Annotated in this window: 22 protein-coding genes; 3 read left to right on the forward strand and 19 right to left on the reverse strand. The window is 65.2% G+C overall.

The window, feature by feature from the left end:
- Positions 1–51: 51 nt before the first annotated feature.
- From GEM_RS29150 to GEM_RS00160, 9 genes are all read right to left on the reverse strand, one after another.
- The gene (locus GEM_RS29150) at positions 52–1,089 is read right to left on the reverse strand and encodes a fimbrial protein (protein WP_014895428.1); all 1,038 of its coding nucleotides are present in this window, start codon (positions 1,087–1,089) and stop codon (positions 52–54) included.
- Positions 1,086–3,770: a fimbria/pilus outer membrane usher protein gene (locus tag GEM_RS00125; RefSeq protein ID WP_014895429.1), complete on the reverse strand. Its 2,685-nt coding sequence runs from the start codon at positions 3,768–3,770 to the stop codon at positions 1,086–1,088. Before GEM_RS00125 ends, GEM_RS29150 begins: the two co-directional genes overlap by 4 nt.
- Positions 3,771–3,874: 104 nt before the next feature.
- A complete protein-coding gene (locus GEM_RS00130) occupies positions 3,875–4,645 on the reverse strand; it encodes a molecular chaperone (RefSeq protein ID WP_014895430.1) in 771 nt (256 codons plus the stop codon).
- Between the two features lie 218 nt (positions 4,646–4,863).
- The gene (locus tag GEM_RS00135; RefSeq protein WP_014895431.1) at positions 4,864–5,403 is read right to left on the reverse strand and encodes a fimbrial protein; all 540 of its coding nucleotides are present in this window, start codon (positions 5,401–5,403) and stop codon (positions 4,864–4,866) included.
- Between the two features lie 227 nt (positions 5,404–5,630).
- Complete coding sequence (locus GEM_RS00140; protein WP_014895432.1) at positions 5,631–5,882, reverse strand: hypothetical protein; 252 nt, start codon at positions 5,880–5,882, stop codon at positions 5,631–5,633.
- Positions 5,883–5,931: 49 nt separating this feature from the next.
- Positions 5,932–6,249 carry a hypothetical protein gene (locus GEM_RS00145; RefSeq protein ID WP_014895433.1) on the reverse strand — a complete coding sequence of 106 codons (318 nt, stop codon included), beginning with the start codon at positions 6,247–6,249 and terminating at the stop codon, positions 5,932–5,934.
- 100 nt (positions 6,250–6,349) lie between these two features.
- A complete protein-coding gene (locus tag GEM_RS00150; protein WP_014895434.1) occupies positions 6,350–8,500 on the reverse strand; it encodes a peptidase domain-containing ABC transporter in 2,151 nt (716 codons plus the stop codon).
- Between the two features lie 46 nt (positions 8,501–8,546).
- Positions 8,547–9,806: an HlyD family secretion protein gene (locus tag GEM_RS00155; protein WP_014895435.1), complete on the reverse strand. Its 1,260-nt coding sequence runs from the start codon at positions 9,804–9,806 to the stop codon at positions 8,547–8,549.
- Entirely contained in the window at positions 9,803–11,290 is a 1,488-nt protein-coding gene (locus GEM_RS00160; RefSeq protein ID WP_272148359.1) for a TolC family outer membrane protein, read from the reverse strand. The genes GEM_RS00155 and GEM_RS00160 overlap by 4 nt, the downstream gene beginning before the upstream one ends.
- Positions 11,291–11,699: 409 nt before the next feature.
- Between GEM_RS00160 and GEM_RS30995 the strand changes: the two genes are divergently transcribed.
- Both GEM_RS30995 and GEM_RS00165 read left to right on the forward strand, forming a co-directional pair.
- Entirely contained in the window at positions 11,700–12,245 is a 546-nt protein-coding gene (locus GEM_RS30995; protein WP_014895437.1) for a cupin, read from the forward strand.
- Between the two features lie 140 nt (positions 12,246–12,385).
- Entirely contained in the window at positions 12,386–12,874 is a 489-nt protein-coding gene (locus GEM_RS00165; protein WP_041490414.1) for a type II CAAX prenyl endopeptidase Rce1 family protein, read from the forward strand.
- Between the two features lie 111 nt (positions 12,875–12,985).
- On the opposite strand, the gene fliR is transcribed toward GEM_RS00165, so the two are convergent.
- The 9 genes from fliR to GEM_RS00210 form a co-directional block, all read right to left on the reverse strand.
- Positions 12,986–13,768 (reverse strand): flagellar biosynthetic protein FliR, encoded by a 783-nt coding sequence (fliR, locus tag GEM_RS00170; RefSeq protein WP_014895438.1) that lies wholly within the window; start codon positions 13,766–13,768, stop codon positions 12,986–12,988.
- A 28-nt stretch (positions 13,769–13,796) separates the two neighbouring features.
- A complete protein-coding gene (gene fliQ, locus GEM_RS00175; RefSeq protein WP_014895439.1) occupies positions 13,797–14,069 on the reverse strand; it encodes a flagellar biosynthesis protein FliQ in 273 nt (90 codons plus the stop codon).
- Between the two features lie 16 nt (positions 14,070–14,085).
- The gene (gene fliP, locus GEM_RS00180) at positions 14,086–14,847 is read right to left on the reverse strand and encodes a flagellar type III secretion system pore protein FliP (protein ID WP_014895440.1); all 762 of its coding nucleotides are present in this window, start codon (positions 14,845–14,847) and stop codon (positions 14,086–14,088) included.
- A 36-nt stretch (positions 14,848–14,883) separates the two neighbouring features.
- Positions 14,884–15,432 (reverse strand): flagellar biosynthetic protein FliO, encoded by a 549-nt coding sequence (fliO, locus tag GEM_RS00185; protein WP_014895441.1) that lies wholly within the window; start codon positions 15,430–15,432, stop codon positions 14,884–14,886.
- On the reverse strand, positions 15,429–15,920 hold the full coding sequence (gene fliN / locus GEM_RS00190; RefSeq protein WP_014895442.1) for a flagellar motor switch protein FliN: 492 nt from the start codon (positions 15,918–15,920) through the stop codon (positions 15,429–15,431). Before fliN ends, fliO begins: the two co-directional genes overlap by 4 nt.
- A complete protein-coding gene (gene fliM / locus GEM_RS00195) occupies positions 15,913–16,911 on the reverse strand; it encodes a flagellar motor switch protein FliM (protein WP_014895443.1) in 999 nt (332 codons plus the stop codon). Before fliM ends, fliN begins: the two co-directional genes overlap by 8 nt.
- Positions 16,912–16,933: 22 nt before the next feature.
- A complete protein-coding gene (gene fliL / locus GEM_RS00200) occupies positions 16,934–17,470 on the reverse strand; it encodes a flagellar basal body-associated protein FliL (protein WP_051137955.1) in 537 nt (178 codons plus the stop codon).
- 204 nt (positions 17,471–17,674) lie between these two features.
- Positions 17,675–18,397: an LrgB family protein gene (locus GEM_RS00205; RefSeq protein WP_014895445.1), complete on the reverse strand. Its 723-nt coding sequence runs from the start codon at positions 18,395–18,397 to the stop codon at positions 17,675–17,677.
- 13 nt (positions 18,398–18,410) lie between these two features.
- On the reverse strand, positions 18,411–18,887 hold the full coding sequence (locus GEM_RS00210; RefSeq protein ID WP_014895446.1) for a CidA/LrgA family protein: 477 nt from the start codon (positions 18,885–18,887) through the stop codon (positions 18,411–18,413).
- Between the two features lie 140 nt (positions 18,888–19,027).
- Here GEM_RS00210 and GEM_RS00215 point away from each other — a divergent pair, with 140 nt between their 5' ends.
- Positions 19,028–19,954: a LysR family transcriptional regulator gene (locus GEM_RS00215; RefSeq protein WP_014895447.1), complete on the forward strand. Its 927-nt coding sequence runs from the start codon at positions 19,028–19,030 to the stop codon at positions 19,952–19,954.
- A 66-nt stretch (positions 19,955–20,020) separates the two neighbouring features.
- Here the strand turns inward: GEM_RS00215 and GEM_RS00220 are convergent, their stop codons facing one another.
- On the reverse strand, positions 20,021–21,583 hold the full coding sequence (locus tag GEM_RS00220) for a DHA2 family efflux MFS transporter permease subunit (protein ID WP_014895448.1): 1,563 nt from the start codon (positions 21,581–21,583) through the stop codon (positions 20,021–20,023).
- Positions 21,584–21,590: the final 7 nt, after the last annotated feature.

A 21,590-nucleotide genomic window follows, 5' to 3' on the forward strand; every position in this document is an offset into this window, starting at 1 on the left:
GAAGCGGTGGCATTCGGCCCGCGATGCGAAGGCGCCGGTGCACCCCGGGCGCTATCGATAGATGATCGTAAACGTCGCGGTCGCGGCCGCGGATCCGGGCCTGGCCTTTGCCGCCGTCTGGTAATAGCGCGCGGACAACGGAACATTCACGACGGTCGAGGTGGCCGGCGTATCCGCAACCTGCCACGGCGTGCCGAATCTGACAGGCTGGTTGTTCTCGGCTCGACCCTTGAGCACCTGCACGCCGATGCCCAACGCATCGCTCGACGACGACAGCGCCAGCACGCCCGCATCCGGCACGGCGACGCTGCCGTCCAGCATCAGGTTCACGACGAATTCGCCGGCGATACCGGAGTCGCATTTCAGGCCGATCGTGAAATCCTTGGCTGCCGACGTGGAGCCGACGCCCGATCCCAGGCCGGCAAATGCATTCAGCGTATGCGGGCCGAGCGGAACCGAGATCGCCTTGTTCGTCGCATCGCAGGTGGTAGCCTGAAATGAAATATTGTCGGCGCCGTAAGTAAAAAAGGGCGCGGCGCTCGCCTTCTTGCGGGGATTTCCGATCAGCGCCGTGGCGAACGCAGTGAACGGAAATGGCTCGTGTGTCGAAGGCGTCGGGCCTGTCTTGACCAGCTCGACGTCCACGATTGCCGTCACCGGCGTTGTCTTGATGGGGTAGTACAGATTGACCATGACGCCGGTGGGCATGGCCGCTTCCGTGGAACCGCGGTTGCCGTTATAGGTGAGCATCAGCGACAGCCCGTTGCCGATGTAGAGCGACGGCCGCATCACCATCGCTTCGACGGGCGGATCCAGGATATCGGCAAGGCCGCAGTCCGCGGTGATCTTGATGCCGGTCTTGCGCCACAGCACCGTATTGATCGGTACATCCGAGGAAACCTTGAACACCTTAGGCAGCTCGCCGAGCCGGGTCAGGCTCGTTGCCGTGCATTTCAGCGCGAATGCGTTACCGATCCCCACGCTCCACAGCAGCAGCGCGCAGCCGGCCGCGCGCCAGATGCCGGCTGCGACGTGCGGCCGTGGCCCGGCAAGTTGTCGCGGTGTCGCTTCGAGATTGCTCCAGTTCATTTCCACTCCGATTGCGTGTTGCTTGTGGGCTGATTCGCGCGAATGTCCGTCTCTGCTGTCGGGCTGGTGGTGATGTCGCAGCGCGCGTCGGTCCGCGCGATGCTCATCCGGCTCGCTTGCGTATCAAGCGGCGGCACCGCAACCTGCATCGCGCATTGCCACGCGTCCGCGTGCCCCCATTTCACCGTGAGGCGCTCGTTCGACCCGCTCAGTCGCGCATAGACCTGGCCCCCCTGAGTCACCATGCCGACGCTGCTGCCGTTGCCGTCGAATACGGGGGCGCCGAACGGCAGCGACGAACCGTCGGGCAGCGACGCATGAATCAGCACCGGCCGGCCCTCGACGGTCGGATAACGGAGCATCACGGTTGCGCCGGCGCGCGGCGCGACCTGTTGGCTCGTCGTGCGCAATTCGACGTCGTCGGGCAGGCCGCGCGGGTCGATCGCGATCTCGTTGACGCGATACGGCGTGAGATACGGAACCACTGCGTACCCGCGCGGATCCAGCTTGACGCCACCATAGCCGATGACGGTCGCGCCGCGGGCGGACGGCGCAGCGACGATCGCGATCGTGTCCGCCGTATAGGGCGATGCCGTGACGCCGGCCGGATGCGCAACGACCGTCCCGTTGATGCCGATCGACCCGGATCCGTAATGCTCCCCCTTGCCGAACGCCGCCTTGAACGCCGCATAGGGGGTTCGGTATTCGCCCGACAGGTTCCCCGAGTAACCCATGTCGGGATCGCGCGCCGTGGAGATCGAATAGCTTGCCTGATTGTCGGCGCCGGCAAGCCCGCTGACGGTCGCGGTCGCCCGGATGCCGCCTTCCGTGTTGTGCCCGACCGTGATGGCCGACCGTGGTACCTTGATCGACCGCCCGAGCGGCAGCGACGCGCTGAACATCGTTTGCGTGTCGAATTGCCCGCCCGAGAGCCGTGACCGGCTGACGTTGACGCTGTAGTCGATGTTCCGATAGCGATTGCTGTAACCGATCTGGAACTGCGTATCCGTGCCGGCGCGCTCCCAATAGTTTTGCGTAAAGCCGCTCGCGTAGACCTGTCCCCACTTGTCGCCAAGCGGCTGGGTCGCGGTGATCGCCACGCGATTGCGGGTGCGCCACAGCGCCGTGGCCGACGAGGCGGTCACGTTGCGCTTTGCATTGTCGACGTAGGTCAGCGCATTGCTGAAATCCAGATAGCCTGACGACGAGAAGCGATAGGCGGCAACCGACAGGTTGCTGCCGGTCGGCTCGAACAGCTTGCTGTACGTGACGCGAACGCTCATGCCCTGCTGGCTGCGCCCGGCCGACGAGGTGCGGGCGCCGGATACGTCGAATGCCAGCGCGCCGTAGCGTGTGTTGAATGCGCTACCCGCCATCACGTTCTGGTAGTGCTCGTTTGCGAGCACGCCACCGTACAGCGTCAACAGGTTGTTCACGCCTCGATGCAGCGTCGCCTGCAGCACGCTCGGCGTGTACGACAGGTTCATGTTGCGCACGGTGCCGGCGACGAGGCTGAAGCGGGTCATGCCCGGACGCAACGATTGCGCGACGGCCGCATAGGGCACCTGCGACGTGCGCTTGCTGCCGTCCGATTCCGTGATCGTGACGTCGAGATTGCCGCCGTAGCCCGTCGGATAGAGATCATCGATCACGAAGGGGCCGGGCGGGACGGACGTGTCGTAGAGCACCACGCCGCCCTGCCGGACGGTCACGCGTGCGTTCGAGTTCGCGATGCCGTGCACGACGGGCGCATAGCCGCGCAGCGAATCCGGCCGCATGCGATCGTCGGTCGCGATCTGGACGCCCCGGAACGCGAACGTGTCGAACAGTTCGCCGGACGTGTTCGCGTCGCCGAGCGTCAGGCGAGCATCGAGCCGCTCGATGTCACGCTGCACGTAGGTATTGACGACGCCGTAGTGCCGCTTGTCGTGCTGCTGCCAGTTCAGCGCACCGTCGTGACGGAAATACCAGCCGCCTGCATTGACGCCCGCATTCACCCCGACGTAAGCGGAATTCGATCCGAAGCCGCTCGCGACGTTGCGATAGACGTTCGCGCTATAGCCGAGCATCGCGGACGTCACGCCAGCATCCCAGCTCGACGGATCGACATAGCCGCGCGCGACGCGACGCAGCATTGCCTGCGCGATGCCGACGTCGAGCCGCGCCTCGCCCGCGTCGAACGACACGGTCGCGCCCGGTACCGCACGCGACAACGGGATGCAGGCGGCCGGATCGGCCAGTTCGTCGAGCACGGCGGGGGGGAGCCGGCCGACATCGACATTGACTGCTTCGAGCAGGCGTCGATCGAAACAGATCAGCGCCCCGTCGTCGCCGTCGCGCACCGTGACGTCTTTGCGTCCAATCAGGTTGCCGTTGACATAGATGTCCGGACGGTAACTGCCGGGCCAGACCGGGCTGCCCTTCTCGTACCGGGCCAGATCGATGCTGCCGCCGGGTTCCGTCACGAAGAAATCGGGATTGAAGGTGACTTGCGCGACCTGTATCGCGCTACCGTCTTTTCCCGGGCTCGTGTGCGGCGGAATATCGGGCGAGGTGTGCTGGCCGCCGGCTGCCGTGAGCGGGATGGCGGAGTATGCCAGCATCACCAGCACATGCGACCGGCTTAGCGCGGGCATCGGCGTGCTGGCGAGCGTCCGGGTGGCGCGAGGGGCTTGCTTCATGAGGACTTCGTTCCTGCTGAATAAAGCGAGTCGTCGTCCACTTGATGCGTCACGAGAGCGGCTAGCCTGTGTGCACGACGTTGCGTAGGTAAGGGAGAATGGCGTCAGTGGATCGCGCCGCCGAGAGTCGCGTCGGACTTGACGTCGGTACCGTAGTCGTTGATCGTCGAATATTCGAATTTCGTCCCTTGCGGCACATCGGGCAGGGGGGCGTCGAAGCGGAATGCGTGCGACTGACCGGGCGCGATCGTCGTGCCTTCGTCGATCTGGAACGCGCGGCCGTCGTGCTTGATTCGCACGTCGAGCACCGTCACATGGTACGGGGACCGGTTGGTGGCTTCGAGCGTACGCGCGTGGCCATCGCGAGCGCCTGTGAGCGCCCAGCCGAGCTGCTTCGCCGCATCAGCCGCATCGTCCGCACTGAGGCCGTTCGGGCGAAAGAAGATCTTGATTCTCGTGCGAAACGCGAGCTGAAGCGAATTCACGGCCTCTTCGGCCGCGCGTTGTGGCGCAACGTCCAGCACGTTGAGCCAGAAGAGCGATTCCCGGTCCTGCGGTAGCGGTTCGCCCGTATAGACGAGCCGGAGCGTCTGGCCTTTGCCGGGGTCGATCCTCGACACGGGCGGCATCAGGATGAACGGTGCTTGCGACTTGCCTGGGCCTGAGTGCATGTCGCCGTCATCGACCCATGCCTGCACGAGCGAAGGCAGCGCGCCTGTATTGTCCAGCTTGACAGTGACCTCCCGGTCGCCCGCCGGATAGATCACGCGGGTTCCAGTCACGACGACGCCGGCCTTGGTCCACGGGGCCGCGAGCGCCAACGCCATGCCGAGAATAACCGGCAAGCAACGGGAAAGATGTTTCTGGATCTGCATTACGTTTTGGAATGCGAAGTAATTAGCTTGCCGGATTATCGGCAAGACGGCGGGAATGCTCGGGATGGCTCGCGATGCCGTGTCATGGCGTCGCGAGCATCCGCTGTCATGGCGGTGCACCCACCGGCCATGCCAGCAGGTGTGCCTGAATGAATTACAAGCCAGGCGATCCGCGGGATCGTCCATACCCCGCGCACTGAAGGCGCGGGGTATGGGTATTACAGGTACTCGATCGCGTAGGTAACCGACGTGCTCACGCCCCCGCCCTTGACAGCGTCTTTCGCGTAATACTGTGCGCCGTAAGACAGCGTCGCCGAGTTGTTGACGACTTTGACCGACGGACCGGTACGCTGGCCACTATCGCCAGCCTTCAGCGCGAGTCCGTCCATACCGAGCAGCTGCACCGCCACGTTGGTTGCCGCATCGGTTGCCGCGCGGTTGATCAGCGTGCCGTCCGTCCCGTCGACGTTGGGGCCGGCCTCGAAATAAGCGCGCGCCGATTTGCCGCCTCCCGTGCAACCGCTCAGCTCGATCGTGAAGTTCGTCCCGCCGGCCACGCTCCCCTTCGTGGCGAGTTTCGATGCTGCCACCGACGGCAATGACACGGTCGCATTCGGGCCCGCGTTGTTGATCGACACGTTGCAGGTCGCGCCGTTGATCGTGCCGGTGAAGGTTACCGTGCCGTCCGATGCCTGGGCGGCGATCGGCAGAGCCGAGAAAGCGACCGCCAGAGCGGTCAATGCAAGTTTCGTTTTCATGTCGTATTCCTAGTTGAAGTCTCGATCACTCCACCGGCCAGACTGCGTTCCGGTGACAGTCAATTATCCTGATCGAGCTATATTTCTAAATCGTAAACCGTCCAAACTGAACGAACGGCACCGACGCTGTGCCGGTATGCCTTCCCAAGACCAGGTTTGCTTCTTTCGATCTGCTTGATTCAAGCAGGATTACGAAATAATTGAGATAAAGCGATACCGGCGAATGTTTAACGTGTACCGAAAAGGCGGCCGATCGCGAAGATCGAGCCGACGATCGCGATACCCACGGCGACGATGCCCTTGCCGATCGACTCGACAACACCGGTCTGGCCGCCCGGTGCCGGCATCGGGCTTTCCCACGGCTTCTCGAGCTTGCCGCTCGGCGGTTTCATCAGGTTGTTGATGAAGTCGACAATGGCGGAGGCGGAGATAGCGCCGCCCGATACCGACTTGCACTCGGTCAGGTTCAGATCACGCATGATTCGTTGTTCCATTGGATTGAAGGTTGGACTGATGGCGCGACGCGGCTCAGCGCGGTGCGGGCGAGCTCGGATCGAAGAGGCTTTCCATGGCCTTGTCGAACCACTTGGTCGTTTGTGTCGCATCGTTGATGACGCCGTACAGCACACCGCCGACCAGGCCGAGCACGCCACCGCAGATCATCCCGACACCGGCGGCAATCGAACCCATGCCGAGCAGGCCGGGACCGGCATTCCCGCCCGACACGCCACCCTTCCACGCACCTTCGATCAAGCCGGTCACGCCGCCCACCACCGATGCGCCGATACGGCTGAAAAAGCCACCGCCGCTCACCGCGTCCAGTTCCATCGACGTCAATTCACGCATTGTCTTGCTCCTTGCTGGTATGTGCCGATCATCGAAGGCCGGATCGGCGTCGGCCGTCCCGCCACGCGGTGCGTGACGGAGATTCTCGTCTCCAGTCGCCCTATGCCGCTTCCGGCGCGAGCAACGGTTCGATGTCCGCTTCGCGCGCCTTTCCGTGGGCGAGCACGATCACCCTGTCCGCGCTGCGGATCGTCTCGGGCCGGTGCGCGATGATGATCCGCGTGACGTTCATCGCGCGCACGGCGTCGTTGATCAGCCGTTCGCGCTCGACGTCGAGGTGGCTCGTCGCCTCGTCGAGAACGAGGATCGCGGGCCGTCGATAGAACGCTCGCGCGAGCAGCACGCGCTGGCATTGCCCGCCCGACAGCGACGATCCCATGTCGCCGACGAGGCTCTGATAGCCCATCGGCATCGCGACGATGTCGTCGTGAACCTGGGCGAGGCGGGCGGCCTCTTCGACGCGGGCCTGATCGGGCTGTGGATCGAAGAAGCCGATGTTGTCGGCAATCGAGCCCGCGAACAGGATGTCGTCCTGCATCACGCAGCCAATCAGCTCGCGATACGGGTGCAAACCGAGCTTGCGGATATCGACGCCGTCCACCAGCACGCTGCCGTGCTCGGGCGTCAGCAGGCCCAGCAGCAGCTTGACCATCGTCGTCTTGCCCTGGCCGGATGGGCCGACGAGTGCGACCGATTCGCCGGGCGCGATCGAAAACGAGCAGTCGTCGAGCACCCATGGCTCCGTTTCCGCGTAGCGGAAGCGCACGCCGCGTACGTCGAGCGCCGGTGGCGCGACGCGGTCGTCAAACGAAGACGGCCGCGCGGCCTTCGCCTCCATGTCGGCCTCGACATCGGTGAGCACGATGTCGGCGAGGCGTTCGCCGTGCAGCCGCAGCATCCGGAAGTCGATTGCCGTCGCGATCAATCCCGCGCCGCGCGCCATGAACTGGTCGGCAAAGCTGATGAACGCGACCAGCATCCCCGCCGAGAACTGCCCGTCGAGCACCTGTTTCGCGGCGAGCCAGACGAGCACCACACGACCGGCGCCGGAAATCACGCCCTGCAGCGTCGAGAAACCGATCGACAGACGCTGGATCGCGACGTGCTTGTTGGTCGCTTCGACGACGGCGTTCGCGTAGGTCGCCACGCGTGCTTCTTGCTGGTTTGCGAGCTTGATCGCCTGCACGCCGCGAATCGATTCGAGCAGGTTCGATTGCGCGCGCGCGTCGTAGACGATCTGTTCCTCGTGTGCCTGCCGGAACGGGCGGTACGCGATCCAGCGGATCACGCCGTAAGCGGCGAACAGGCCAAGCACGAGCCACGTCAGCGTCGGGCTGTAGACGAACAGCATCGCGAGCGTCACGGTCGCCATCACGCCGTCGAGCAGCGCGCCGACGAACTGCGTCGTGAGCGTGCTCTGGATCGTGTTGAGCGCGCCGAACCGCGATATGACGTCACCGATGTGGCGCTGCTCGAAATACGTCATCGGCAGCCTGAACAGGTGCGCGCAGACGTTCGCGGTCCACTGCACGCCGAGCAGGCTCGAGAACCACGTGACGACCCACGATCGCAGCGCGGACATCGCGCTCTGGAACAGCACGACCAGCAGGAACCCGATGCCGAGCAGCGTCAGCAGATCAGCATCAGCCGATACCAGCACCTGGTCCATCACCCACTGCATGTAGAACGGCGTAATCACGCCGAACACCTCCAGCGCCGCCGACAGCAGCAACACCTGCGCAAAGACCGCGCGGATGCCCGTCACACCGCCGATCAGCCGCGTCATCGAGATCGATTCGCTTCCCTCCGCAGGCCTGAACGACGGCGACGGCATCAGCTCCAGCGCGACACCGGTGAAGTGATCGGACACCTCGGCGAGCGGCACGTCGCGTATGCCGCGCGCAGGATCGTGGATCGTGATCTTGCCGCGCGACACCGACTTCAGCACGACGAAGTGGTTCATGTCCCAGTGCAGGATGCACGGGCGGCGCAGCTGGCCGAGTTCGTCGAGCTCGAGCCGCAGTGCGCGCGATGCAAGGCCGAGCCGATAGGCGATCAGCATCACGTCGTTGAGTGTCGCGCCTTTCAGCGACGGGCTGAAGCGGCGCCGCAGGCTGACGAGGTCGATGTGGTGGCCGAAATAGCCGGCGACCATCCCGACACAGGCGAGGCCGCACTCGGCTGCCTGGGTCTGCAACAGCATCGGCAGGCGCCGGCGCCAGCCAAATTGCAACGCGTCGATCCATTTCATTGTTCGTGTGGACTGGGTAACGAGTGTTTCGGGGTGAGCGGGGCAGTCATGTCGACGCGCGGCGACCGAGCGCATACAGCGGCTCGAGCACCCACTCGATCAGCCGGCGCTTGTCGATCAGCACGTCCGCTTCGAGCGCCATTCCCGGACGCAGCGCTTCGCGCTTGCCGTAGGCGAGGATGTCCTGCCGGTCGAGCGCAACGACGACCCGGTACAGTTGCTCGCGCACGTCCGTTCGTCCGGTGAGGTTCGCGGCTTCCTGCGGCGTAAGCGCGGTACGCGAAACTTCGGTCACGCGGCCGAACTGCTGCCCGAACTTCTGGAACGGATAGGCCTCGTAGCGCAGCACGACGCGCGCTCCCGGCCGCACGAAGCCGATCGCGCGGCTCGGCACCATCAGCCGGGCTTCGAGCTGCGTGCCCTGCGGCAACAGCGACACGAGTGACTGGCCGGCATTGACGGTTTGCCCGGGCTTCGCGAGCAGCGCTGCGACGACGCTCGCCTGAGGGGCGCGCAGGATGATCGCGCGGCGCGCCTCGTTCTCGGCGAGCGACTGATCGATATCGGCAAGCTTGCGTGCGATCTCGTTCTGCTGGTTGCGGGTCGTGAGCGGCAGTTCACGCAACTGCTGGCGAATCTGGTCGAGCTGCTGCTCGACGTCGAGGCGCTGTCGTGCGAGATCCTGCAGCCGTGCTTGCGTGTCGAGCAGCGCAGCTTCCTGTTGCTCGACCTGGGTGTTCGACACGTAACCCTGCTCGCGCATCGACTGCAGCTTGTCGAGCTGCCGTTGCGCGAGATCGACCTGGCGCGTCCGTTGCGCCTTTTGCAGCGCGATCTGTGCGAGTTGCTCGTCGAGTGCGACCGCACGTGCGTGCAGCCCGCGCTTCGCCTCGTCGCTCAACTGCGATTGGCCGGCGAGGTCGGTTTCCAGGCGCGAACGCTGAAACCTGAGTTGCCTGGCGACCATTTCCCGCGTGCCGCCGAATTCGGTCGCGACTTCGGCCGAGATCGCCAACAGTTCGGCGCCGGCCGCTACCGTCTGCCCCTCGCGTACCCGTGACTCGAGCACGGTGCCCATCATCGGCGGCGCGACGCTCAGCAGTCCGTGGGTCGGCAGCAGCTGGCCAGCGACGCGCTCGCGCTTCGTATAGGTGCCGAACACCAGCAATGCGACGATCGCAAACGTCAATGCGGTCGCCACGCCGATCATCAGCCAGCGGTACGGCGGCGAATACAGGCTGACCGTGCCCATCAGCTTGTGTTTCGTCGCGTCGAGCGCCTCCTGGCGGAACAGTCCGTCGGTCATGCGCGTCGCCCCTCCGGCGCGGGCACGGCCGCAAGCGGTCGATGCCGCGGATCGCACGCGATCGCGGCTACGTCCGCGTCGCCGAGCGTGCCGAGCGCGGCGGACAGCTGCAGCCGCGCACGCAGGTAGCGATAGCGCGCGTCGGCGAGATCGCGGATTGCCTCGAAATACCGCTGCTCCGCATTGAGTTCGTCGATCTGCGTGCGCAGGCCGACGCCGCGCCCCACTCGCGTCGACTTCACCTTGCTGTCGGCCGATGCGAGCGCGCGTTCGCGCGCCCGCATCAGCGCAAGGCCGTTCGTGATACCGAGATGCGCGGTGCGCGCCAACTCGCGTGCCTTGCGACGGGCATCCTCGAGCGCCTCGAGAGACTGGCTGCGGCGCCGGTATGCTTCGCGCGACACCGACAGCGGGCCGCCTCCCGCGAAGAGCGGGATCGTGACGGTCACGCCGATCATGGTCGAGCGGGTTTTCGACGTCGTGCCGAATACCTGGTCCCAGACGTTTTCATTGGCGCCGCGGCTCCACTGGGTGCCGTAGCTCGCCTGCAGGTTGACAACCGGCAAATGTGCGCCGGTCGCCGCGACGATGTCGGCCTTCGACCGGTCGACCGCCTTCTCGGCGATGCGCACGTCGAGGTTTTCGCGCGCGGCTTCGTCCATCGCGCTCACGAGGTCGACGGGCATCGCCTGCGGCACGCATTGCCATGCGATCTGCGCGAGATCGTCGGCGGGCAGACCGGTCAACCGTCGAAATGTACCGCGCGCGACCTCCAGGTCACTTTGCGCTGCAATCCTGCGAGCGAGCGCGTCGTCCCGATTCGCCTGTGCCTCGTCGATGTCGGTGCGCGTGCCGTCGCCGACCTTCAATGCCGCCTGTGCCTGGTCGAGCTGCTTCTGGAAGGCGTGCTGGGCCGTGTCGGCGGCTTGCAGGACTTCTCGCGTGTACAGCACCTCAAAGTAGGCATCGGATACATCGGTGACGAGCGTCTGGCTGGCCTTCTCGTAGTCGACGTCGGCCTGGCCGGCGAGCGCGTTGCCGCGCTGAAAGTCGGCCATGCGGTTCATGTCGAACAGGGGCTGCGTGATGCTTGCAACCGCGCTGTGGCGGCGGACGGCGGCCGCATAGGCGGCCGTCGGTTGATCCTGCCTGATGTAGTCGCCTTCAAGCTGCGCACGCGGCAGCAGGCCGGCGAGACCCTGCCAGCGCTTTTCGCGGCCGGCCAGTTGCGCATCGTGCGCAGCGGCGATTCCCGCGTCGAAACCGCGGGCTGCGTGTACCGCGTTGAGCAGGTCCACGGCGGCCGCCGGCCACGCTGCCGCGAGAGATCCAAGCGCGGCAGCGAGCCGCAACGTACCAATAGAAATCATCTGCCTTGATGCACCGGACGCCGGACAAACCGGGACGATCCGTTCGCCACTCGTTCCTGGGAAGCGAGCAATTCTCGGGCAGTGCGAGTCGACCCGATATCGCCGTTCGTCCAATTTTCGGCTGGTCCTTGCAAGGTTGCGAGGAACGGAATGCGACCGAGCAGCGAGCTGAAGTAACGGCACGCTGTGCGAAGCACAGTCATGTTCGTTACTGCAATGGAGAACACTGAAGAAATCGGGTTGGTGCGAAATGCCGCCGGATCTACAGCTTGACAGGCCTCACCAGTTGCGCTGGCAGCACGAGTGCTCTCATGTTCGTAGCAATCAACGTCGTGTCTGAGCAACCCCAGCGAAAATTGGATGTTTCGCTATAGATTCGATGTTTATTTGGGAATATTTCCAAGTGTGGGCAGCGTTGCACTTGCCTATTTTCCGTAAATGTGAGAGTTGATTTTTATTTCGCTCTCATCGACCGAATCGTTAATTCATGGTGAGGGGGCGACGTTTTTGGAGGTGGCGCCGCATGACTGAATTGAATATGAATGCCGGCCATTTTGTTGAAAACTATTTCGACGAACGTCCCGTTATATTTGAGGAAGCATTGCGAAATAATTTTTTGTCGTGGGATGAGATATCGGAGGCGATATATATTTGTGAATCGGTGACTCAGTGGCCGAGATTAAATAGGGGAGGGTTTTTTGATGAATCGAAATATATCGAAAACTGCGGCGAGTCGGGGCAGGTCAGACGTAGACTTGACAAGAGCGCGCTATACGACGAACTTTGTAATGGAACAACCCTGGTATTCAATCGAATGGAGTTGGCATCATATAAAGTCAGGTTGATATATAAAGCGATATCGAGGTTTGTTGGTGAACATGCTGTTGCGAATGGATGTATCACATTTGGAAAGGATGGGTCATTTGGAAAGCACTGGGGCACGCAATATGATTTAATTAAATACATCATCGACTGGATTTCCAGAAACAAAATGGAGGTCAACGATATAACCATGTACAACGCCATGAGCGACTTTAACAACCAAGGAAACGAAGCAGATGGTCAGTGATTTTTGATGGCGCCGCTCACTTTAGAGTGCCCAGCAGAGGCGGGCAGGAGTTTGCCGCAAATCTCAAGTGCTTCATTTTTTGAATATTTTGTTGGCGAGTTTTGTCTGGAAATTGTTCCTTGAGTGAGCGGCGAATTGCAATGAAAAACGGTCACGACAACAGCGTGATTCACGCTATCTCACACAGCCCGGCGCTCGTTTCGGCGCTTCTGACTTGGGCTCTCACGTACATTTCCGGCATTTTTGTCTGGGGTGCCCAATTCGTATTCGAACGCCCATTCGGACCGTCTTCCAGTGTGCTACCGGAAATAATGCGGTACGGCCTACTGACTCGCCTGCTTGTCGGCTCACTTGTTGCGCCGATAGTGGAAACATTTCTTTTCCAGTTGCTGCCCATTCGGTTGATTCGGCGGGTGCCCGGAGCGAGTGTTTGGACAGCCATCAGCGCTTCAACTCTTGTGTTCGGTGCAACGCACGGCTACAGCGTCCTGTATGTGACAGTCGCTTTATGGGGCGGGCTGGTCTTCGCAACGGTCTTCGTGCTGCGTGATCACCCCGGTGGCCGTCCCTTTCTGGTTGTCGCCACTGCCCATGCCGCCCGCAACACGCTGGCGAGCATCCTCATCTGAAGCGATCGAGTCTCGCCACCAAATACCGGATGAAAAGACCCTGAATCCCCCCCTGAATCTCGATGAATTGGCTTCGGCGGCACCCGGGCCTCGTGACGAATGACCCGCGCATCACCGCCAGCCGACCAGCACCCTTCCCATCGCGTCGAGCCCCATGGCGAACAGGTGTGACACGAACGGCACGAGGTTCGGGATCATCAGTTGCACGAGCAACAGCCCGACCAGCATCGTGACGGGAAAGCCGATCTGGAAGATGCCGATCTGCGGCGCCGCGCGGTTCAGGATCCCGAGCGCGAGGTTCGCGATCAGCAGCGCCGCGACCACCGGCAGCGCGAGCAGCAGCCCCATCTCGAACACGGTCGCGCCGAACGCGGCGAGCGTGCGCCAGCCGGGCGCGTGAAGCAAATCGGCCGACACCGGCAGCGACTGGAACGACGCGGCCAGCGCCGCGAACACCTGCAGGTGGCCGTCCACCGCGAGGAACGCGAGCATCGCAATTGCGTTCAGGAAGCGGCCCATCACGGGCGTCGCGCCGCTCGAATGCGGGTCGAAGAAGGTCGCGAAGCCGAGCCCCATCGACAGGCCGATGAAGTCGCCGGCCGCCTCGACGGCCGCGAACACGAGCTGCATCGTGAAGCCCAGCGCGGCGCCGATCAGGAACTGCGTGACAACGATCCAGATACCCTGCGCGGAGAACACGGTGACGGCCGGCATCGCGCCGAGCGTCGGCGCGACGACCAGCGCCATGAACGCGGCGATGCCGATCTTCACGCGCACCGGCACGGCCGCGTGGCCGACCACGGGCGCCGTCGCGACGAGCGCGAGCATGCGCACGAACGGCCACAGGAAGGCGGTCAGCCAGCCGTTGAGCTGCGCGTAGGTAACCGAGAACATCGCGGTCGAAACGTGCCGTGCGCGCCGGTCAGCCGGCGCCGAGCGTCGCGACGTGCAGCAGCGTCTGCCGCAGGTAGTCGAGCATCGTCGTCAGCATCCACGGGCCGGCGATCACCAGCGTCGCGGCCACCGCGAGCAGCTTCGGGATGAACGACAGCGTCGATTCGTTGATCTGCGTCGCGGCCTGGAACAGGCTCACGACGAGGCCGACCACAAGTGCGACCAGCAGCAGCGGGGCGGAGAGCAGCAGGCCGACCACCATTGCCTGGTGCGCCAGCGTCATCACCTGTTCGGGCGTCATCGCGCGATTCCTCCGCTTACGTGAAGCTCTGCGCGAGCGAGCCGATCAGGAGCTGCCAGCCGTCGACCAGTACGAACAGCATCAGCTTGAACGGCAGCGACACCGTGGACGGCGACACCATCATCATCCCCATCGACATCAGCACGCTCGCGACGACCATGTCGATAATCAGGAACGGGATGAAGATCGTGAAGCCGATCTGGAAGCCGGTCTTCAGCTCGCTCGTGACGAACGCGGGCACCAGCAGCGACAGCGGCACGTCTTCCGGGCCCTGCATCGGCGCGGCCTTTGAGATCTTCGCGAACAGCGCGAGATCGGTCTCGCGGGTCTGCTTCAGCATGAAGGTCTTGAACGGTGCGACGCCGCGCTGAACGGCCTGCTCCATCGGCATCGAGCCGTCGGAGAACGGCTTGTAGCCGTCGGTGTAGGCGCGGTCGAGCACCGGCGACATCACGAAGAAGGTCAGGAACATCGCGAGGCCGACCAGCACCTGGTTCGGCGGCGTCGTCGCGGTGCCGAGCGCCTGGCGCAGCAGCGACAGCACGATGATGATGCGCGTGAAGCTCGTCATCATCAGCAGCATCGCTGGCAGGAACGACAGCATCGTGAGCAGCAGCATCGTCTGCACGCTCAGCGAATAGGTAGTGCCGCCGTTCGGGCCCGGGCTCGTGTTGAACGCGGGCAGGCCGGCCGCCTGCGCGCACGCGAGCGCGGGAGCGAGGCCGAGGATCAGCACGGGCGCGAAGCGCGCCGCGCGACGCAGGAATTGGTGTTTCATCGGAATGCAGGAACGGAAAGAGGGCACGACGCCATGTCAGCGGTCCTTGCCGCGTCCGAAGCGCTTCGCGGCTTCGCCCGCGAGCGCGTCGCGAAACCGTGCGCCGAAGGTGCCGGGCTGGCCGCGTTCGGCCGAGGCGGCGCCGGCGGGGGCGTCGGTCGAAGCCGCAGCCGCAGCCGAGCCGGCCGGCAGCGTATGCAGCAGCCGCACGTTGCCCGGCGCGACGCCGAGCACAAGCCAGGTATCGCCGATCTCCACGATCGTCGCGCTTTCCTTCGCGCCGAGCCCGACGCTCGACACGACCTTCAGCGGGCCGCCGCGCCGCGCGGGCTGGAACCCGAAGCGGCGCGCAAGCCACGCGCAGCCGAACACGAGGCCGATCACGACCGCGAGCCCGACCAGCGTCTGCAGCACGGCGCCGACGCCGAGCGACGGCGCGGCCGACCCGACCATCACGCCCGACGCGATCGCGCCGGCGTTGTTCACCGCGTTCATGTCGGCGGCGCCGGCCGGCGCGCACGCGAGCGACGCGGCGATGGCCACCGCCGCCGCGATTGCGCGGCGGCCGGGCGTCGCGACGTTCATCGATTCAGCTTCCGGATACGTTCGGCCGGCGTGATGATGTCGGTCAGCCGGATGCCGAACTTGTCGTTGACGACCACGACCTCGCCCTGCGCGATCAGGCAGCCGTTCACGAGCACGTCCATCGGCTCGCCGGCGAGGCCGTCGAGCTCGACGACCGAACCCTGCGCGAGCTGCAGCAGGTTGCGGATCGCGATCTTCGTGCGGCCGAGTTCCACGGTCATCTTGACCGGGATGTCGAGAATCATCTCGATGTCGTTGTGCGTCGAGCTGGCCGCCGCCTTCGACAGCGGCTGGAACACGCCCGCGCCGGTCGCGCCTGCCTGCACCGGCTGCTGGTTCTGCTCGGCGAGCGCGGCAGCCCAGTCGTCCATGCCCGGATCTTCTTCCGCGGCGGCGGGTGCCGCCAGCGCGGCCGCGGCCGATTCCGCGAGCGCCGCGTCGGCGAGCGCCTGCGGGTCGAGTTCGGGCGTCGGGTTCAGCTCACTCATATCCACCTTCCTTCATCGTTTCGCCCGCGCTGATCATCTTCTGCACGCGCAACGCATATTGACCATTGAAAATGCCGTAGCCGCATTCCATCACCGGCACGCCGTCGACCTTCGCGGTGATCGTTTCCGCGATTTCCAGCGGCAGCACGTCGCCCGCGCGCAGGTTCAGGATCTTCTCGAACGTCGACGGGATCTCGGCGAGATCCGCGCTCAGCTCGACCTCGGCCGACTGCACCTGCTGCGACAGCACGCGCACCCAGCGGCGGTCGACTTCGAGCGCCTCGCCCTGGATCGGCGAGCTCAGTACGTCGCGGATCGGCTCGATCATCGAGTACGGCATGCAGATGTGCAGGGTGCCGCCCGTCGGCCCGAACTCGATCGAGAACTGCGTGACGATCACGATCTCGTTCGGCGTCGCGACGTTCGCGAACTGCGTGTGCATCTCCGAGCGCACGAATTCGAACTGCAGCGGCCGCACGCTCTTCCACGCGGTCGTGTAGTGCTCGAACACGAGGTTCAGCAGCCTGCCGATGATCCGCTGCTCGGTGGCCGTGAAATCGCGGCCCTCGACGCGCGTGTGAAAGCGCCCGTCGCCGCCGAACAGGTTGTCGACGACGAAGAACACGAGGTTCGGGTCGAACACGAACAGCGACGTGCCGCGCAACGGCTTCACGTGCACCAGGTTCAGGTTCGTCGGGATCGGCAGGTTGCGGGTGAACTCGCTGTACTTCTGCACCTTCACCTGGCTCACGGAGATTTCCGCCGTGCGCCGCATGAAGTTGAAGATGCCGATCCGCAGCAAGCGCGCGAAGCGGTCGTTGATGATCTCGAGGCCGGGCATCCGGCCGCGGACGATCCGCTCCTGCGTCGCGATGTTGTAGGGGCGGACGCCCGACGTGTCGCGCTTCTCGTCGACCGTGTCGGTTTCGCCCGTGACGCCCTTGAGGAGGGCATCGACCTCCTCCTGGGACATGAACTCCTGGTGGCCCATGCGCGCTCCTTTTGCGGCCGCGTTACTGGACGACGAATTCGGTGAACAGCACGTCGTCGACCTTCGCGCGCTGATTGCCCGGCTGCGTCGGCTGCTCGATCAGGTCCCGCAGTTCCTTCGCGAGTGCATGCTTGCCGTCCGGCGTCGCGAGCTCCTCGGGATGCTTGTTCGACAGCGCGAGCAGGATCCGGCTGCGGATTTCCGGCATCCGCGCGGTCAGCTGCTCCTGCGCCTTCGGGTCGGTGAGCTTCAGCGACAGGCCGACGCGCAGGTAGTGCTGCGCGCCGTCGTCAGACTGCAGGTTCACGGTCAGCGGGTCGAGCGGGAAGAACACCGGCGCGGCGAGCGGCGCCGGTTCGGCGGGCGCGCTCGCATGGCCGACGCCCGCCTTGCTCAGGAACACGTACATGCCGCCCGCGGCGGCAGCCGCCGCGCCCAGCGCGATGACGGCGATGAGCGCGATGCGCTTGAACTTGCCGGACGAAGCCGGCCTGTCGGCAGTCGGGTTTGCGGTCGTGGAGGCCATGTGAATGCGTGCGTGATGTCTCGTAGCATGCATTGTTCGGCATCCGGGCCGAGCCCGATGGGCGGAAAAGAGGGGGGATTTGCGGCTATCTCAGCCGATTGTCGGCCGGGTGTCGGCTCGATGCAGGGTAGGAACGGCGGGGGAAACGACCGGGCGGGGCGGGGGGCGGTCGGCGGGAGCCGGGCCGCCAGGCGGGGCGGGTGGGCACGGCGGGGGGCGGCGCCCGCCCGCGCACCGTCAGATCGGCAGAAGCGACAGGAGCGGCGCGATCAGCACCATCGCGACGCCCGCGATCATCATCGTCAGGCTCGACACGACGCCTTCCTCGTTCCCGATTTCGCGCGCCTTCGCGGTGCCCACGCCGTGCGCGGCCGCGCCGAACAGCGCGCCGCGCGCGAGCCGCGTGCGCATCGGCACGAGCGCGAGCACGATCTCGCCGAGCAGCATCCCGCAGATGCCGGTTGCGATCACGAACAGCGCGGTGAGGTCCTTCGGCGCATGGATCTTGTCGGACACGGCGAGCGCGAACGGGGTCGATACGGAGCGCGTCATCAGCGAGCGCTGCAGCTCGGGCGACAGGTGCAGCAGCTTCGCGAGCAGCAGCGAACCGCACACGCCCGCGCCGATCCCGACCGCGACGCCGACCGACAGCGACAGCCAGTGGCGGCGGATCAGGTCGCGATACTCGTAGATCGGCACCGCGAACGCGATCGTGGCCGGGCCGAGCAGCCACATCAGCCAGCGCGTGTCGCGGAAATAGACCGAATACGGGATGCCGGTCAGCACGACGAGCAGCACCAGCACGCCCGGCACGAACACGAGCGGCGAGAACAGCAGCGTCTTCTTGTACGCATAGAGCCGCTTCGACGCGAAATACAGTACGACCGTCAGCACGAAGCAGCCGACGGAGATCGCGGTATTCACCTGGTCGGCGGACAGGTTCGACAGCAGCGCAAGCATCGCAGGCTCCGGCTCAGTGCGCGGACACGGTGGCGAGGCGTGCGCGGCGGCGTTCGTTGAACACGCGTTGCGCGGCGAGCCGGCGTTCGAGCTTCGCGGCGAGGTCGACCGCAACGGCCACCGCGACCATCACGAACGCGGTGCCGGCGAGCATGACCAGCGCGATGCGCCAGCCGTCCTCGCGGAACAGCCCGCCGTACTGGACCGCCGCGACGGCGGCCGGCACGAAGAACAACAGCATGTCGGACAGCAGCCAGTTCGCGCCGTCCTTCACCCACGCAGGCGCGACGCGGCCCGAGAACAGCAGCACGAGGAGCACCGCGAGGCCGATCACGCCGGACGGCACCGGCAGCCCGACCGCGCGCACGGCCCAGTCGACCGCCATCCACAGCACGCCGAGCGCGGTGGCCTGCAGCACGATCCGGCCCGTGTGCGCAACGTTGCCCGAAGCGGCGGGGCGGGCGGTGGCAGTGGCGGTCGGCTTGGTCATGGCGGGCTCCATACAGATAATTCTGTCAATGGTGCAAGTATAGGGTTTCCCCTAACCATAAATAAAATGACTTGTCTCTATCCTTGTCATTCCAATTCGGAATTCGTTTTTGTTCACCGCACCAATCTGGGGAGTGATCGATGGAATTGCGCGCGCTGCGGTACTTCGTCGAGGTGGTCCGTCAGCAGAGCTTCACCGCGGCCGCCGACCGGCTATTCGTCACGCAGCCGACCATCAGCAAGATGGTGAAGGCGCTCGAGGACGAGATCGGCTCGCCGCTCCTGTTGCGCGACGGCCGGCAGATGGTGCTGACCGACGCGGGGCGGATCGTGTTCCAGCGCGGCCAGGACGTGCTCGCCGCGCAGGCGCAGCTGCAGTCGGAGCTGAACGATCTCGGCACGCTCGGGCGCGGCGAGCTGACGATCGGCATTCCGCCGCTCGGCGGGTCGCTGTTCACGCCGATCATCGCCGCGTACAAGCAGCGCTATCCGAACATCGAGCTGAAGCTGTTCGAGCAGGGCGCGCGGATGATCGAGGCCGCGCTGATGTCGGGCGAACTGGAACTCGGCGGGCTGCTGGAGCCGGTCGATCCGGGCACGTTCGAGCGGCTGCCGATGGTGCGCGCGCCGCTGTGGCTGGTCGCGCCGCGCGAGTCGCGCTGGGAGGACCACGCGACCGTGCCGCTCGCCGATCTCGCGCGCGAGTCGTTCGTGTTCTACGCGGAAAGCCTCGCGCTGCACGACGCGGTGCTCGATGCGTGCCGGCAGGTCGGCTTCACGCCGTCGATCGTGAGCCGCAGCGGCCACTGGGATTTCATGGCCGCGCTCGTGCACGCGGGGGTCGGCATCGCGCTGTTGCCGGAGCCGTACTGCCGGCGGCTCGACACGCGGCAGTTCACGTGCCGGCCGATCGTCGAACCCGAGATCACGTGGGCGATCGCGCTGGGCTGGCTGAAGAAGGGCTACCTGTCGCACGCGGCGCGGGCGTGGCTCGAGGTTGCGCGGGCGACGCTGCCGATCGCGTCGGGTGACGATCTGGCGTTCGGCGGGTTGCGGGCGAGGGAGTGAGGCCCGCCACGCGGGCGGCGGCGCGGAACCGGGCACGGGCGGGCGCCGCTGCGGCCCGCCGCGCGTTCAATGCCCCATCGCCGGCCCCGCGCCCTTCTTCGGCTTCGTGATCCACACGAGCGCCGCGAGCACGATGAACATGCCCGCCGACAGGTGGAAGAAGTCGTTGGTCGCCATCATGAAGCCCTGCTGCGTGACGAGCTGGTTGAGCTGCGCGTTGGCCGTCTGCCCGACGATCCCGAGCTGCGCGAGCGCGCCCTGATAGTCGGTCGTGTTCTGCGCGTAGATGCTCACCGATTCCGACAGCCGCGCATGGTGATAGATCGCATCGTTCTCCCAGAACGTCGAGCTGGCCGCGGTGCCGATCGCGCCCGACAGCGTGCGCAGGAAGTTCGACAGCCCCGATGCGCTCGCGAGCCGGTCGTCGGAGATGCTCGACAGCGTGATCGTCGTCATCGGCACGAAGAAGCACGCGACGCCGATCCCCTGCACGAGCCGCGGCAGGATCACGTGGTTGAACGGCACGTCGAGCGTGAACGTCGAATTCCAGACCGACACGCCCGCGAACACGATGAACGCGAAGCACGCGACCATCCGCAGGTCGAGCCGGTGCATGTTGCGCCCGATCAGCGGCGACAGCACGAGCGCGAGCAGCCCGACCGGCGCGGTCGCGAGGCCGGCCTTGCCGGCCGTGTAGCCCATCACAGTCTGCAGCCACAGCGGGAAGATCACGACCGAGCCGAAGAACGCCATGAAGCCGAACGAGATGATCAGCGCGCCGAGCGCGAAGTTGCGGTCCTTGAACAGCGACAGGTCGACCACCGGCTCCTTCTCGGTTGCCTCCCACACGAGCATGAACGCGAGCGACACGACCGCGATCAGCGCGAGCGCGACGATGAAGGTCGAGTTGAACCAGTCGCGGTCCTTGCCGAGGTCGAGCATCATCTGCAGGCACGACACGCCGATCACCAGCAGCGCGAGGCCGATCGCGTCGATCCGCTGCTTGGTCGTCCTGGTCTCACGGCCGCGCAGCAGGAAGTACGCGCAGGTCGCGGAGAAGATGCCGATCGGCAAATTGATATAGAAGATCCACGGCCACGTGTAGTTGTCGCTGATCCAGCCGCCGAGCAATGGACCGAAGATCGGCGCGACGATCACCGTCATCGCCCATAGCCCGAGCGCGAGCCCGCGCTTCGCGGGCGGGTAGCTGCGCATCAGGATCGTCTGCGACAGCGGCACCATCGGCCCCGATACGAGGCCCTGCAGCAGCCGGAACGCGATCAGCGTCTCGAAGTTCGACGCGAAGCCGCACAGCGCCGACGCGACCGTGAACGCGAGCACCGACAGCGTGAAGAGCCGCACCTCGCCGACTCGTCGCGCGAGCCAGCCGGTCAGCGGCACCGCGATCGCGGACGCGACGGAATACGACGAGATCACCCACGTGCCTTCGCTCGTCGCGACGCCGAGGCTGCCCGAGATGGTCGGCACCGCGACGTTCGCGATCGACGTGTCGAGCACTTCCATGAAGGTGCCGAGCGCGAGCCCGACGGTGAGCAGCGCGAGCGCGCCGCCGGTAAGCGGCGCGGGTTCGGCGGCAGGGGGCGCGGCGGATGTCGTGGTGGCGGACATCGGAATC

Origin of the sequence: Burkholderia cepacia GG4, assembly GCF_000292915.1 — a bacterium.
Taxonomy (GTDB): domain Bacteria; phylum Pseudomonadota; class Gammaproteobacteria; order Burkholderiales; family Burkholderiaceae; genus Burkholderia; species Burkholderia cepacia_D.